This window comes from Pseudomonas sp. AC211, from assembly GCF_979258055.1.
In genome coordinates, this window is sequence record NZ_OZ409830.1 from 2,529,091 (window position 1) to 2,544,680 (window position 15,590).

Consider the following 15,590-nt stretch of genomic DNA (forward strand, 5'->3'; position numbering starts at 1 on the left):
CTTATTAGCGACGACCCGTTCGCGTCACAGTGGAGAAAAATGGAATGAACACTACCCCGCTCAAACACTTCGGTCTGGCTTGCGTTCTCAGCTTCAGTGCCCTGGCAAGTGCCGTGGCCGCCGAGTCCAACTCCTTCGTTGAAAACGCCACCCAAGGCGGCATCCTGGAAATTGAAGCCGCCAAGCTGGCGCTGGAAAAAAGCAAAAGCACCGACGTGCGCGAGTTCGCCACCACCATGCAGGCGGACCACACCAAGGTGAATCAAGAGCTCACCGCCCTGGCCAAGAAGCAGAACATCGAAGTGCCAGACGAAGCGTCGATGATCGACAAAGCCAAAAAGCTGCTGCTGGAAATGCGCGACGAGTCGTTCGATAAGGGCTACGCCGGCAACCAGGTAGCCGCCCACGAACAGACCATCGAGCTGTTCAAGAAACAAGCCGAGTCCAAAGAAAACCCAGAGCTGCAAGCCTTCGCCAAAGAGAAGCTGCCCGCCCTGGAACATCACCTGGAAATGGCCAAACAGTTGAAAGCCAAGCACGACCACTAAGCCCAGCGGAGGTTGTATGAACGCTCAACACACCGCGCCGCCGGATCGTGACGGCGCCACGCTCGACGCCGAGCAGTGGCCCGCTCAGGACACGCCGGCCGATACCCGAGGCCTTCCCGGGTATCCGCGTCAGCAAGCCGGCAAGCAGGTCGATTCCGAAGCGGACTTCGATCCTGATTCGCCGGACCTTGCCGATCCGCAAATCGACCCGAGGCATCCACCGCGCATTCCCGACGATGCGCCGGACCCACGGGCTGAGAAGCGCGCGCCAAGCGATGAGTACCCGCCGTACGAAAAACCCTGAGGTCGCTAACGCTTGCGTTAGCCCCTGTCGTTCACGTTAAGGAAAGCTGTCCATGCCACTGCACTATGTCGCCTGCTTGGCAGACTTGCCCGACGGCCAGATTGGCCAGGGCAAGATCGGTGAGCAATCGTTGATTCTGTTGCGAACCGGCGACACGGTGCAGGCGTTTCAGGGCAATTGTCCGCACGCCGGCGCGCCGTTGGCCGAGGGCGCGGTGTGCAATGGACGCCTGATATGCCCGTGGCACAAAGGCACATTCCGCCTCAGCGATGGGCACGTGTGCGAACCGCCAGCGCTGGAAGATTTGCAGCGCTATGCGGTGACCATTCGCGACGGCCAGGTGTATGTGGACGATCAACCGCTGCCTGCCTCAACCGACAAATCCCAATCACCAGACGAGCGTTTATTCGCCATCGTCGGCGGCGGCGCTGCGGGTACGGCAGCGGCTTCGGCATTGCGCGAGCACGGCTTTGCCGGCCGCCTTCTGCTAATCGACCGTGAAGAAGCACCGGGCTTTGATCGCACGGTGTTAAGCAAATTTGTCATCGCTGGCGAGATGGCGCCGGCGCAGATTCCCGATCTTAAAAACGATGACTATTACCGCGAACAGCGCATCGAGCGCGTCCACGGCCATGTCAATCGCATGGACGCCCAGCGACGCGAAATCGAACTAAGCGATGGTCGCCTGTACCGATACGACTCGGCGCTACTGGCCACCGGCGCCAAGCCGAAAACCCTCGACCTGCCCGGCGCGCAGTTGGACAACGTGCATGTGCTGCGCTCGCGTGCGCATGCCGCGGACATCCTGCACGCCACGCTACCGGGTGATCGGGCGGTCATCATCGGCGACAGCTTTATCGGCCTGGAGGCGGCCAGTTCGTTGCGCAAACGTGGCCTCGGCGTCACCGTAATCGCCCGCCACGAAGTGCCGTTCGCCAAGCAGTTCGGCATTGAGGTGGGCCGCGCCATCCGCCTGCTGCACGAGAGCAACGGCGTGGTGTTTCGCGTGGGAGAAGAAGCCGTGAGCTTCGAGGCCGACGAAGCCAATGAAGACCAACATGTGAAGGCGGTGCGCCTGGCCTGCGGCGAGCGCATCGCCGCCGACCTGGTGCTGGTCGGCGTGGGCGTGAGCCCGGCAACAGACCTGTTGCAAGGCCTGCGCTTATGCGACGACGGCGCGCTGGTGGTTGACCAACATATGCGCGCCGCGCCCGGGCTGTGGGCGGCTGGCGACATCGCGCGCTTTCCCTTGGCCGATGAGCACCTGCGCATCGAGCATTGGCGCGTAGCCCAGCAGCACGCGCGCATTGCGGCGCAAAACATGCTCGGCGGCGAAGTGGCCTACGACAGCGTGCCGTTCTTCTGGACCCAGCATTTCGGCAAGCGTTTCGACTACCTTGGCCACGCAAAAGACTGGCAGGAAACCGTTATTGAAGGAGATCTGGTGAACCTGCACTTTATCGCCCTGCTCTGCAGCCATGGCCAGGTGGAAGGCGTGGTGGCGTGCCAACGACAGGCGGCGACGGCATTGTTGGCTGAACGTATGCGTGAACCGCTGTCGGTCGAGCAAGCGCTGAGCTTGGTCCGCCAATGCGACGGTGAGACGGGTTAAACCTCGTGGGCAGGCCCGCCTAGACGGGCTCACCAGGTTGCTCGCCAGGTTGATTGGATCGGCCGGCTATTTGGGGAAAATGCCGGTGATGGTAATGCCGTAGTCCTTCAGCAGCTTCAGCGGCAGCTCGGTCGCCTCTTCCTGTGGATCACCAAATTCGCCCTTCTCCAGATTCTGCTCGGCCCATTCCCAAACGTATTCCACCGCTTGCTCGACGCTCGGCTTTTCGTCCTGCTCGACATCCAGAACGGAGGTGTTTTGGTCCCGGTTGTAACTGATCACCCAATGGGTCATACGCTGATCTCCGCGTTAAATGTGTCGGTGTCTTAGCTGCTGACTGGCGCAACGCCAGATCGGTTCAGGGAGGTTTGTAACCGCATCCATTCGTGGTCGAAGTTCGCCGTCTACGTCGTTATCTGCTTGAAAACTTGAACTTTCCGAGCCATGGCTTCCTCTCAAGCCCATGCACGACATGGCGTTCGCCGCCGTCTTAAAGGAATAGGAGTTTTCCAATGCCGGAACAGGCATGGCCTGAGCGCAAGCCGTCGACCGTCGCGATTCTGCTGGCCATTGCCGCCTGCCTGGCGCTCGCTGGCTGTAACGACAAACAGCAATCGCCGCCCCATACCCGCGTGCTGGTGCAGAGCGTAAAACCCGGTGATTTCAGCGACCAAGTGGAGCTGACCGGCGACATTCAGGCGCGCGTCGAAGCGCAGCAGTCTTTCCGTGTCGGCGGCAAGATCATCGAGCGCATGGTCGAGGTCGGCGATCGGGTGAAGGCCGATCAAGTGCTGGCGCGCCTCGACCCACAAGAACAGCAAACCAACGTCGACAACGCCCGCGCCGCCCTGCAAGCGCAAGAGGCGCAGCTGCGTCTGGCTGAAGTCAGTTTTAAACGCCAGCAACAGCTGCTGCCCAAGGGCTACACCAGCAAAAGCGAATTTGACCAAGCGCAAGCGCAGTTGCGCTCCAGCCGTAGTTCGTACAGCGCCGCTCAGGCGCAGCTGGCCAACGCCCGCGACCTGCTCACCTACACCGAACTGCGCGCCTCCGCCGATGGCGTAATCACCCAGCGTCAGGCGGAGGCCGGGCAAGTGGTGCAAGCCACGGTGCCGATTTTCACCCTGGCCCGCGCGGGCGAGCGCGACGCGGTTTTCGATGTGTACGAATCGCTGTTCAACGCTGAGCTGGCCGAACAACCGGTGACCGTCAGCCTGCTGAATCGCCCCGCCGTCACCGCCCAAGGCAAGGTGCGCGAAATAACCCCGACCATCGACGCGCAAAGCGGCACGGTGAAGGTCAAGGTGGCGCTGGAAAATGCACCCGAGGAAATGAACCTGGGCGCCGTGGTCACCGCCACCGTGCGCCCGAAAACCAGCAACCGCGTGGTATTGCCATGGTCGGCGCTGTTTAAAAGCCAGAATCAGCCAGCCGTGTGGCTGGTGGATGAGCAGCAGAAAGTCACCCTGCAACCGGTCAGCGACGTGGCGTATGGCAGCGGCACGGTGATGATTGGCAAAGGGCTGGCAGCAGGCCAACACGTGGTTGTCGCCGGTGGGCAGTTGCTCCACCCGGGACAAGTGGTGGAAATCGCCACGCCGGACAAAGCCGCCGAACCCGAAAAAGCGAAAATCGCCGCGCCGCCACCGGCTGATAAACAGCTGGAGGGCGCGCAATGAATCGTTGCCTGCCGCTCGCTGTGTCGCTATTGCTGGTCCTCGGCCTAACCGCCTGCTCTGACGAAGAACCGCCAAAACCGGCGCCGCGTCCAGTGCTCTACAGCGTGGTCAGTACCCAGCAGCAAGCCACGGTGGGCCGCTACGCCGGCACCATCGAAGCGCGTTACGAAACCACCGTCGGTTTTCGCACAAACGGCCGCATCGCCTCGCGCGCCGTGAACGTCGGCGACAAAGTCGACAAAGGCACCCTCCTCGCCACCCTTGACCCTAGCGATCAGGAAAATCAGCTGCGCGCCCGCGAAGGTCAGATGGCCAGCGCTAACGCCCAGTGGATTGACGCGCAAGCCGACGCGCGTCGTCAGCAGGAGCTGTTCGACCGCGGCGTGGGCGCCAAAGCCAACCTCGACGACGCGCAAACACGCTTGAAAACGGCGCGCGCCAGCCTCGATCAAATGGCCGCCGATGTGCAAAACGCCAAAGACCAGGTGGAGTACACCCGATTGCTCAGCGACTTCCCTGGTGTGGTCACCGCCTGGCGCGCAGAAACCGGCCAAGTGGTCGCGGCCGGCCAGGAAGTGCTGACCCTGGCCCGCCCCGACGTACTCGAAGCGGTGTTCGACCTGCCTGACGAACAAGTGGCGCAATTGCCCGCTGACGCGCGCTTTACCGTGCGCTCGCAGTTGCAGCCGGACGTTCAGGCCCAGGCACAGGTTCGCGAAATGGCACCGCAGGCCGATCCCACCACTCGCTCGCGACGCGTGCGCCTGAGCTTAATCGACAGCCCGGAAGAACTGCGCCTGGGCACCACCGTGAACATCGAGCTGAGCAGCCAGACGCCTGCTCACAGCACCTTGCCGGCCAGCGCATTGATTGCGGACCGGGTCGAAAACGGCCGCGCGCACGTGTGGGTCATCGACCCTACGAGCCTCGCGGTCAATCAGCGGGCCGTGCAGGTGTTAAGTCGTGAAGGCGACTCGGTGGTAATTGGCGAAGGCCTACGCGACGGCGAGCACGTGGTGCGCGCCGGCGTGAATAGTTTGCAACCCGGACAAGTCGTCAAGCTGGACCCAGGAGCAGTGCAATGAGTCGGGAAACGGGCGGTTTCAACCTGTCGGACTGGGCCCTGCGCCATCAATCGTTAGTCTGGTATTTGATGGCGGTTTCCCTGGTCATGGGGATTTTTTCCTACTTCGAATTGGGTCGCGAGGAAGACCCCCTCATTCACCATCAAAACCATGGTTATCCAGACCCGTTGGCCGGGCGCGACGGTGAACGACACCCTTTACCAAGTCACCGACCGCATCGAAAAGAAACTCGAAGAACTGGACACCCTGGACTACGTGAAAAGCTACACGCGGCCCGGCGAGTCGACTGTGTTCGTGTACCTGAAAGACACCACCAACGGCAAAGACATCCCCGACATCTGGTACCAGGTGCGTAAGAAAATCACCGACATTCAGGGCGAATTTCCCCAAGGGTTACAGGGGCCATTCTTCAACGATGAATTCGGCGACGTGTTCGGCAGTATCTACGCCTTCACCGGCGACGGGCTGAGTTACCGGCAACTGCGCGATTATGTGGAACAGGTGCGCCTGGATATCCGCAGCGTCGACAACCTGGGCAAGGTGCAGTTGATCGGCGAACAAAACGAAGTGCTGTACCTGAACTTCTCCACCCGCAAGCTGGCGGCGCTGGGCTTGGACCAAAGCCAGGTGGTGCAAAGCCTGCAAGCGCAAAACAGCGTGACGCCATCCGGTGTGATTGAGGCCGGGCCCGAGCGCATTTCGGTGCGCACCTCGGGCGAATTCCGCTCGCAGGAAGACCTGCAAGCGGTGAACCTGCGGGTTAACGATCAGTTTTATCGCCTGGCCGACCTGGCTACCATCGAGCACCGTTTTCAGGATCCGCCGGAATCGTTGTTCCGCTTCAACGGCCAACCTGCCATCGGCTTGGCCGTTGCCATGCGCGACGGTGGGAACATTCAGACCTTCGGTAAGCAATTGCACCAGCGCATGGAGGAAATAACGGCGGAGTTGCCGGTCGGCGTCGGCGTGCATCAAGTGTCGAACCAAGCCGAAGTGGTGAACAAAGCCGTAGGCGGTTTCACCAGTGCGCTGTTCGAAGCCGTGGTGATTGTGCTGGTGGTGAGTTTTATCAGCCTGGGCGTGCGCGCCGGCTTGGTGGTGGCGTGCTCCATTCCGCTGGTGTTGGCCATGGTGTTTGTGTTCATGGAATACAGCGGCATCACCATGCAGCGGATTTCGCTCGGCGCCTTGATCATCGCCCTCGGCCTGCTGGTGGATGACGCGATGATCACCGTGGAAATGATGGTCACGCGCCTGGAGGCCGGCGACACCCGCGCCCAGGCCGCCACTTACGCCTACACTTCCACGGCTTTCCCGATGCTCACCGGCACGTTGGTGACGGTGGCAGGCTTTGTGCCGATTGGTCTGAACGCCAGCTCGGCGGGCGAATACACCTTCACCCTGTTCGCCGTGATTGCCGTGGCGCTGTTGGTGTCGTGGCTGGTGGCGGTGTTGTTCGCGCCGGTTATCGCCGTACACGTTTTGCCGGAATCGCTGAGCCACAAAAAAGACAAAGAACCCGGCCGGCTGACCCGAGGCATGGACCGTGGTTTGAAATGGGCGATGCGCCATCGCTGGCTAAGCATCGGCCTCACGGTGGCACTCTTCGTCACGTCCATAGTGCTGATGCAATTCGTCCAGCAGCAATTCTTCCCCTCCTCCGACCGCCCGGAATTGCTGGTGGACCTTAACCTACCGCAAAACAGCAGCCTGGAGGAAACCCGCCAAGTCGTTGACCGTTTGGAAGCGACCATCAAGGACAGCCCCGACATTCAGCGCTGGAGCACGTATATCGGCGAGGGCGCTGCGCGCTTCTATCTGCCGCTCGACCAACAACTGCAAAACCCCTTCTATGCCCAGCTAGTGATCGTCAGCAAAGACCTGGAAGCGCGCCAACGCCTGGCCGCTGAACTGAAGGCCCGTTTGCGGGAAGACTTCGTTGGCATCAGCAGCCTCGTTCAACCGTTGGAAATGGGCCCGCCTGTAGGACGGCCGATTCAGTACCGCATCAGCGGACCCAACATCGAACAAGTGCGCGAATACGCCATGCAAGTGGCCGGTTTGCTCGACGGCAACGCCGATATCGGCGACATGATCTATGACTGGAACGAGCCTGGCCGGGTGCTGAAAATCGACGTGGCGCAAGACAAAGCCCGGCAGTTGGGGCTGTCGTCACAAGACGTGGCGCAGACCATGAACAGCGTGGTGACCGGTGCGAATGTCACGCAGGTTCGCGACAGCATCTATCTGATTAACGTGGTCGGCCGTTCCGAGGAAGGCGAACGACGTTCTCCTGAAACCTTGGAAAACCTGCAAATCACCACGCCGCGTGGCACCTCGATACCCTTGCGCGCATTCGCCACGGTCAGCTACGAGCTAGAGCAGCCACTCGTTTGGCGCCGTGATCGCAAACCCACCATCACGCTCAAGGCGAGCGTCCACGGCGATAAGCAGCCCACCGATGTAATGGCCGAATTGCAGCCGAAGATCGACGAGTTCGCCGCGAAGCTGCCAGCCTCGTATCGGATCAAACCGGGCGGCACCGTGGAAGAAAGTGGCAAGGCGCAAGGACCGATTGGCAAAGTCATACCGCTGATGCTGTTTTTGATGGCGACCTTTCTGATGATTCAGCTGCAAAGCGTGAAGAAGCTGTTTCTCGTTGCCAGCGTCGCGCCACTGGGCTTGATCGGCGTGGTCGCCGCGCTGCTGCCCACCGGCACACCGCTGGGCTTTGTGGCAATTCTTGGCGTGCTCGCGCTTATCGGCATCATCATTCGCAACTCGGTGATTCTGGTGACGCAAATTGACGAATTCCGCGAGGCAGGTTCAGACGCGTGGGATGCCGTAATTGAAGCGACTCACCACCGAACCCGCCCCATTCTGCTCACCGCTGCAGCGGCGAGCCTGGGCATGATTCCCATCGCACGCGAAGTGTTTTGGGGGCCGATGGCCTTTGCGATGATCGGCGGCATCATCAGCGCCACCCTCCTGACCCTGCTGTTCTTGCCGGCGTTGTACGTCGCTTCATACCGCATTCAAGAACCAGCGCGGGAAAGCGCCCAACGTGGCGGCGAACCTTCCGAGGTGCGTTAGCTGGACAACAATGCGTCGTGCGGAAAAGGGAACCGAACGGCGCATTCTTCCTTCTCACGTTATGCCCGTCCGCGCAGCCCGCGGGACGATGCTCAACGACAGAGAGCCCGGATGAACACAAAACGCGCCGTCGCACTGCTGACCCTCGACACGCCACTGGCCGACCACGAGCGCGCGGTTCAGCAGGTACTGGCAGAGAAAATCGGCGACCTGCTCGGTCTGCCCGTACAGACGTCTCCCGAAAAAAACAGCGCCTGTTATTGGATCCCCAGCGAAACGGTAACGGGCGTCCAGCAGATGAAGGCGCTCGGGATCGCCAGCGCCGAGGATTTCTTCGGCGGCGCCGTGCGGTTCCCCTTCATGGCGACCAAAGCCATTAGCCACCCCTTGATCGAGCAGCCGACCGTGACGCCCGAAGGCTGGACCGCGCAGTTTCACCAACAGGCGGCCGATGCGGTATTGCGCGGCGCCACGGTGTTTGACCTGAGCGATGCCGAGCGGGCCGGATCGGCCCTGCTGGCGCATGGGCCCGTGCGGATAAAAGCCGTGCGAGGCAAAGCCGGTCGAGGTCAGACGTTGGTGGAAAACGCCGCTGAACTCAGCGCGTGTTTGCGCCAGGCGGATGCTCAGGAAGTCTCGGAATGGGGTCTGGTACTGGAGGAACACCTGAAGGAGGTGGTGACGTTTAGCGTGGGACAAATCCAAGTCGCCGGGCTCGTCGCCAGCTATTACGGCTCGCAACGCTTAACCCAAGACGACAGCGGCGCGCAGGTGTACGGCGGCTCTGATTTGATGATCGTGCGCGGCGGCTATGAAGCGCTTGATGCGCTGCCGTTATCCACGCACGCCCGTTTGGCGATTAAGCAGGCCGTTACGTATGAACAGGCCGCGTTCGATTGCCTGGGCCTGATCGCCTCGCGTCGCAACTACGACATTGCCCAGGGCATTGACGCCTTGGGGGAAGAACGCTCTGGCGTTTTGGAACAGTCGTGGCGCATCGGTGGCGCCAGTCCTGCTGAAGTCTTCGCGCTGGAAGCCTTGCAGCAACACCCCGAAATCCTGTGCCTGAAGGCAAGCACCTACGAAACATATGGCGATGACGCCCCAGCGGGTGCGACGCGCCTGTTCCAAGGCGAGGTTGCGCCCCACGGCACTATCAGTAAATTCGTAAAGGTTGACCTCAATGCCTGCCCATAGCCAGACCATAGACATTCAAGTTGATAACGAAACAATCGCCGGAACCCTGATGTCCCCGGAACAGAAAGTGCCAGGCATACTTTTCGTTCATGGTTGGGGTGGCAGCCAACAGAGGGACTTGGCACGCGCCAAAGGCATCGCCGGATTCGGCTGCGTATGCCTGACCTTCGACCTGCGCGGCCACGAGCGCACGTCCGGCAGTAAACAGACGGTGACACGGGAACAGAACCTGGCGGACATCGTTGCAGCTTACGACCAATTGGCGAGCCATCCCGCAATCGATCCGGACAAAATCGCGGTGATCGGCAGTAGTTACGGGGGGTATCTGGCGACGTTTCTTACCGACATGCGTCCGGTACGGTGGCTCGCATTGCGCGTGCCCGCGTTGTACTGGGACGAAGAGTGGACGGTGCCCAAACAGCTTCTGGACCGCGAGCGCCTGGCGCGTTACCGGCGCACGCTGTGCTTGCCAGAACAGAATCGCGCCCTGGCCTGCTGCGCAAAATTCAAGGGGGACGTGCTGTTAGTGGAGTCGGAGCACGACGACTATGTGCCCCACACCACGCTGATGAGCTACCGCGCTGCTTTCGAAAAGGCTCACTCGCTTACCCATCGCATCGTGGACGGCGCCGATCATGCGCTCAGCCAGGACAGCGACCAAAAAGCCTACACCTCGATTCTCAACAGTTGGATTGGGGAAATGATCATGGGCGCGAGAACCGCAGACTATCCCCATCATTCCGCTATCTATTCGTAAGTGTGGCGAGTCAGTGCAAGGTGTACGCCGGCTCCAGGCCGTTATCTAGGCAGCTGGTCTCGCTGCAAAGCGGATCGGCAAGACGATCAAATTGAAAACCGCTGCGGTAGATCACCACATTACGAAAGCTGCTTAGTGTTTTGAGTGCGTCGGTGTATTCATGCCCTAGAAGACGACGGTTAATCAGCACTCGGTCAAACGGCTTGCCGCCAAAGTCGATCAACGAAAGCAGCTCATCCAGCGTGCCGACCGAAGCAATGCCGAAACAGCCGGCGTTATTCATGAGTTTTTCGACGTTGGCGCGAACCAGCGGGTCGGCGTCGGCAATCAGGATGCGCATGTGCTTGGCTAACATGGTCAAAGCTCTTAAAGAATGAGCCGGCAAGTCTCCTTAGGGTGACCAATCTATTGAATTCGATGTTTCCTCAAAGGCGGTAGGACATTACCTCTCGAAGCGTTCCAACCCGTCGGCAACCATGGCTAATTCCTTCACGAGCGCCTGCAAATGGCCTTCCAATTCCGCCTGCGATGTTTGCTCCTGACAGGCACGATTCAATGCTGCTGCCGCACGCTGCGCGCCAAAAGCTCCGATGTTTCCGGCAGTGCCCTGCAGCGTATGAGCTAGGCGCGTAGCCAACACGGTGTCATTCGCCTCGACGGCGGCATGGAACTCCGCCGAGAAGTCCTGCGCTTGTTTGCGAAACATCTTCAACAATTTGGTGTAAAGCGCCGCGTTGTTCATGCAAACGGACAGGCCCGCTTGAACATCTACACCGGGAAGTGTCCCAAATGTTTCGGAAACCGGTTCGGGCTCAGTCGAGGCTTGCGCATTGGATGAAATAGGAACTGGTTTAATCCACTTGGCGATTGTGGTGAACATGCTCAAGACATCGAGAGGCTTGGTGATGTAATCATCCATGCCCGCTGCCAGCGCCTTCTCACGGTCGCCTTTCATAGCGCTGGCCGTCATGGCAATAATCGGAATTTCCTGTGTATTCAGATCGGCGCGTATGTGCTGCGTGGCGGTATATCCGTCCATCACCGGCATCTGGCAGTCCATCAAAATGAGACTGTATGAGCGGTCTTTGGCGAGAAAGTCCAGCGCACGCTGGCCATTGCCAGCCACCACAACCTCGGCGCCAGCCTGGGCGAGCAATGCCACCGCCAGCTCCTGATTCATCTCGTTATCTTCAACGAGAAGGATGCGATGGCCGGCCAAGCGCGAACGAAGATCAATGGATACGTTGTCGTCTCGAACCTTACGGGCAGGCATCGGCTTGGAATGACTTAGGGCTTCGCTGAGCGAGCCCGCCAGTTTGGCGGCGGTCAACGGTTTCACCATCACGGCGTTGAACGCTTCAGCGTCTTGCACCTGAGCACTGCCCTCACCGCCAGCTGAGCCGATCAGAATAGCCCGCACGTCGCGATGGCTTGGCCGCTGCCGAATGAGCCGCAAGCAGTGCGCCCCGCCCATGATAGGCATGTGTTCGTCGAGTAAGATGAGATCGTACCGCCTACCGGAGCGCTCCATTTTATCGATGGCAATCAGTGCCTCGATTCCGTTGGCAACTTGATCAACTTGCATTCCCAACGACAGGCCCATCGTCGCAACAATTTCCCGAGCTGACGCATTGTCGTCAACCAACAGTGCGCGGATATCGCTCAGTGAATTCGCAGTCGACGATAATAAGGTGCCCGGCGCTTCGACGCAGTCGAGATCGACGTGAACATGGAAGATCGAGCCCTCGCCGTACTGGGACTCCACCCAAATTTGGCCGTCCATCAATTCCACCAATTGCTTGCAGATAACAAGCCCCAGGCCACTGCCACCGTACCGTCGAGTGGTAGATGAATCCGCCTGGGTGAAACTATTGAACAGCTTCGCCCTTTGCTCCTCGGTAAGCCCTATCCCGGTGTCTTTGACCCAAAAATGCAACGTGAGCCGTTTTTCTACAGCCTCTACCAATTCGACCCCGACGATGACTTCACCCCGGTCGGTGAATTTCACCGCATTGTTGCCCAGATTAATAAGCACCTGCGCCAAACGAAGTCGGTCCCCTACTAACAGAGCGGGAACATTGGCCGAGATATCAAAGAGCAACTCGATGTTCTTCTGATTGGCCCGAAGACTGATAGCGTTTGAAAGATCCTCAAAGGCATCTTCCAAGCGGAACTCTTCGTGCTCAATCTCCATCTTCGCTGACTCGAGCTTGCTGAAGTCCAAAATGTCATTTATCAAATCCAGCAACGAGTTAGCGGCCTGGTGAACTTTTTCAATGTAATTACGTTGCAGCGGATCCAAATCGCCCCGCAGCGCCAATAACGACATGCCCATAATGGCGTTCATGGGCGTGCGGATTTCATGGCTCATATTGGCCAGGAATTCACCCTTTATCTTATTGGCAGACTCGGCGGCGCTCATCGCCGTAGACATTTCCCGCTCGGCTACTTTCTGCGCCGTAATATCGATAAGCCATCCAAGCGTGCCGGTCTCACCCAAAAAATCGATGCGGAGAAAGTTAACTAAGACGTCGCGAATTTGATGGTTGTTGTCATAAACCTGCGTTTCATGCTGTTCCACCACTCCTTCACGGCGCAACATGTCGCGCAATTTTTCCCGTTCATCAGGGCGGACATATAGACGCGGCATGGGCACATCGACCCGGACATCGAACGTATTGGTGAACAGAGGATTGGCAAACCTGACAATGCCAGTAGTCCCGATCTGAAGATCGTCGGCAATAATGCACACCGCGACGGGGGCGTTATCTAAGATCAATTGAAGGCGTTGATGTTGCCGGGCTATTTCTAACGAATCGCTGCGGCGGATACGCATATCCGCCAGCCGCCGAAGGAAAAACCACATTAATAAACCGCAGGATCCGGCGGTTAAAAAAGAAATCCAGAATCCTTCCTTAAAGCTGTAAACCGGAGCGAGCGCGCTGATTGTGACGAGCTTCCATTTACCGCTGGGATCATTCCAATCGACCGGAGCTGACGAGACAGCGTAACGCTGACCTTCGATGGTTACGGTATCTTCAGACAGGTTGAAAGGTAGCGCTCTGACCTTGCTTTCATCGTCAAAATACGCGCCGAACTGCTTGGTTTCCGCGATTTCCTTTATTTGCGCAGAACTTTTTGGCTCTGTCGTGCGCAGGCTCCACTCCAAGCGCCCGGAAGTAAACACAATTCCTTGGGGAGAAATCACTAAACCGATGCGAGAACCGTCATCTTTGACGAAATCTCCTAATTCACTGGCTTCAAATCGCCCCACCACGGCGCCTGTCACCTCATCCGACGCAGCCTCCAAATACACGGGGGCCGCCACGTAATACACAAGTCGGCCGGACACGGGGCTCACACCGCCGCTTACGCTTGGCAGCCCCTTCATCGCCTGTTGGAAATAGGGACGATTGCGAACGTTTACCCCAATCGGCGATATGTTTTCACCGCTCCAATCACTTTTGACCACTCCTTCCCCGTCGACGACAAAGGCGAGACTTGCGCCCACGCGCTTAGCGATTACCTTCAGGGCCGGTTGGGCGATATTGAATTGTCGAGCGTGGCGGATGTCCGGCTCTAGTGAAGCGGTCCTAACCGAGGAGTTAATTAACCCCGCCAACAGCAGCGCTCCCATCCCTTTGCCGTTTAACGTAACGCCTTCAAGGCTGAACGCATTTTCTCGGATCAGCGCCCGCTCCGCGTCACGAAACCGCCCCTCCACCATTAGCCGATAAGCTTCGGTGGCCGCGAAACCAAGCACACACGACAACGACAAAGCCCCCACAAGAACCGGAACACGGTAAGCCCCAATCCACTCAGAAATTTTATTCACCTGGATACTCGTAAAAGTTAAAGAAGCGACAAGCAAAGAATTGGTTAGCTTGGCTTAAAACTGTAGCACCACAATTCGCTAGACGTGGTGCAAAAACTTTAAATCGATTTGAGCGGCGCGCAGCAAAATAGCGGATATAGGGATTTTCCTACAGATCAGGAAGAGTCGTTGTACATCGCCAGAATTAAGCGGGTGCGATATTTCGGCTACTTAACTCGCGTAGGAACACCTCAATGTCCCAGCCGAAAATCCTTATCTCCGAAAGCCACCCCCTTGCGCAACAAGCGTTAGTAAGCGTTTTAAAATCGCTCGGGCACACAAAGCTTCATGTTGCACCTACGAATGACATCGCAGAAAAATTCATCTTGGAAGAAAAGTCATTCGACATACTATTTTTCTCATTAAGCTCAGCGAATTGCTCCGCCCTGAACTTTTTACGTCATGCAAACCGTACCGGAGCCATTCGAACCGTAATCTTCGTCACCGATGTGTCGGCAGATATTTATACCGCTCTATGCAAACTCGCAAAGTTTTCGGGGATTCACGTAGCTGGACGTCTGGGCAAGAAATACACAAAACGTGAGTTACAAGCGGCATTAGAAAGCGCATCCGTACGAAAACCGCAATCACAATCTATTTCGCGGAGCAAGATGCCGTCTGCAAAAGCGGTGGCGGCAGGTGCACTAAATGATGAATTCATTCCATACTTCCAGCCAAAAATAGACCTCGACTCCATGAAAATAGTCGGAGCCGAGATACTAATGCGTTGGAAACATCCAAAATTAGGCATTATCGGCCCACAAATCTTTATTGATCTAGCGAAGCGCTTCGGCCACTTGGACGCAATGACGTTTTCAATTTTTCAGAGCGCGCTAGAATTTTTAAATCATAAAGACTTGGACAAAGAATTTAAACTCTCAATAAATATAGACGCCGCCCAACTTACTCGGCCCGCTTTCAGCTCAAAAGTATTAAAGATCCTGAAAGCCAACCATGTTCGCCCGGATGCCGTGATTTTAGAAATCACCGAAACCGGGCTTCTTAAATCACCGGCTGAGTGCTACGCCAATTTAATTCATTTACGGACGATTGGCTGCGGTATATCCATCGACGACTTTGGAACAGGACTTTCTTCGCTGCAGCGAATCTGCGAGATACCCTGCACCGAAATCAAACTAGACATGAGTTTTGTGAAAGATATCGTCCTAAATAAGCGAACTCAACTAGCCGTAGCCAGTATGGCTCACCTCAGCCAACAGATGGGAGTATCACTGGTAGCTGAGGGTATCGAAACAGTTGAGCAACTAAGACTTCTTCAGGACCTAGATTGCCAGTTCGGACAGGGCTACCTATTCTCACCCGCTGTGTCAGGCGAAAAATTAATTGAATGGATGTCGAGTCGCAAAATGGAGGATCAGTTTCTTTTACTTTGATCATGCAATTCTGGACCAATCCGGCCACGAGCATGAACTGCATTTGT

11 protein-coding genes and 1 pseudogene are annotated in these 15,590 nt (G+C 57.8%); 9 read left to right on the top strand and 3 right to left on the bottom strand.

The window, feature by feature from the left end; all coding sequences use genetic code 11:
- The first annotated feature begins 44 nt into the window (after nt 1-44).
- From ACZZZP_RS11875 to ACZZZP_RS11885, 3 genes are read left to right on the top strand one after another with little or no spacing between them, the layout of a single operon-like run.
- Nucleotides 45-548 carry a DUF4142 domain-containing protein gene (locus ACZZZP_RS11875; RefSeq protein WP_463536546.1) on the top strand — a complete coding sequence of 168 codons (504 nt, stop codon included), beginning with the start codon at nt 45-47 and terminating at the stop codon, nt 546-548.
- A 16-nt stretch (nt 549-564) separates the two neighbouring features.
- The gene (locus tag ACZZZP_RS11880) at nt 565-852 is read left to right on the top strand and encodes a DUF6021 family protein (protein ID WP_122495761.1); all 288 of its coding nucleotides are present in this window, start codon (nt 565-567) and stop codon (nt 850-852) included.
- A gap of 52 nt (nt 853-904) precedes the next feature.
- Nucleotides 905-2,464, top strand: a complete 1,560-nt coding sequence (locus ACZZZP_RS11885) for an FAD-dependent oxidoreductase (protein ID WP_463382852.1) — start codon at nt 905-907, stop codon at nt 2,462-2,464.
- A 66-nt stretch (nt 2,465-2,530) separates the two neighbouring features.
- On the opposite strand, the gene ACZZZP_RS11890 is transcribed toward ACZZZP_RS11885, so the two are convergent.
- On the bottom strand, nt 2,531-2,758 hold the full coding sequence (locus ACZZZP_RS11890; RefSeq protein WP_463382853.1) for a hypothetical protein: 228 nt from the start codon (nt 2,756-2,758) through the stop codon (nt 2,531-2,533).
- 218 nt (nt 2,759-2,976) lie between these two features.
- On the opposite strand from ACZZZP_RS11890, the gene ACZZZP_RS11895 reads away from it, so the two are divergent.
- From ACZZZP_RS11895 to ACZZZP_RS11915, 5 genes and pseudogenes are all read left to right on the top strand, one after another.
- Complete coding sequence (locus ACZZZP_RS11895; RefSeq protein WP_463382854.1) at nt 2,977-4,143, top strand: efflux RND transporter periplasmic adaptor subunit; 1,167 nt, start codon at nt 2,977-2,979, stop codon at nt 4,141-4,143.
- A complete protein-coding gene (locus ACZZZP_RS11900; RefSeq protein ID WP_463382855.1) occupies nt 4,140-5,228 on the top strand; it encodes an efflux RND transporter periplasmic adaptor subunit in 1,089 nt (362 codons plus the stop codon). Before ACZZZP_RS11895 ends, ACZZZP_RS11900 begins: the two co-directional genes overlap by 4 nt.
- Nucleotides 5,225-8,321, top strand: a pseudogene (locus tag ACZZZP_RS11905) (efflux RND transporter permease subunit). The gene ACZZZP_RS11900 and the pseudogene ACZZZP_RS11905 overlap by 4 nt, the downstream one beginning before the upstream one ends.
- A gap of 111 nt (nt 8,322-8,432) precedes the next feature.
- Nucleotides 8,433-9,518 (top strand): DUF3182 family protein, encoded by a 1,086-nt coding sequence (locus ACZZZP_RS11910; RefSeq protein WP_463536547.1) that lies wholly within the window; start codon nt 8,433-8,435, stop codon nt 9,516-9,518.
- Complete coding sequence (locus ACZZZP_RS11915; RefSeq protein ID WP_122495747.1) at nt 9,505-10,275, top strand: alpha/beta fold hydrolase; 771 nt, start codon at nt 9,505-9,507, stop codon at nt 10,273-10,275. The genes ACZZZP_RS11910 and ACZZZP_RS11915 overlap by 14 nt, the downstream gene beginning before the upstream one ends.
- A 10-nt stretch (nt 10,276-10,285) precedes the next feature.
- Here ACZZZP_RS11915 and ACZZZP_RS11920 read toward each other — a convergent pair whose 3' ends face one another.
- Nucleotides 10,286-10,630, bottom strand: coding sequence for a hypothetical protein (locus tag ACZZZP_RS11920; RefSeq protein WP_122495745.1), 345 nt, complete (start codon nt 10,628-10,630; stop codon nt 10,286-10,288).
- Between the two features lie 87 nt (nt 10,631-10,717).
- On the bottom strand, nt 10,718-14,110 hold the full coding sequence (locus tag ACZZZP_RS11925) for a response regulator (RefSeq protein ID WP_463382857.1): 3,393 nt from the start codon (nt 14,108-14,110) through the stop codon (nt 10,718-10,720).
- Between the two features lie 233 nt (nt 14,111-14,343).
- On the opposite strand from ACZZZP_RS11925, the gene ACZZZP_RS11930 reads away from it, so the two are divergent.
- The gene (locus ACZZZP_RS11930; protein WP_463382858.1) at nt 14,344-15,543 is read left to right on the top strand and encodes an EAL domain-containing response regulator; all 1,200 of its coding nucleotides are present in this window, start codon (nt 14,344-14,346) and stop codon (nt 15,541-15,543) included.
- The last annotated feature ends 47 nt before the right edge of the window (nt 15,544-15,590 follow it).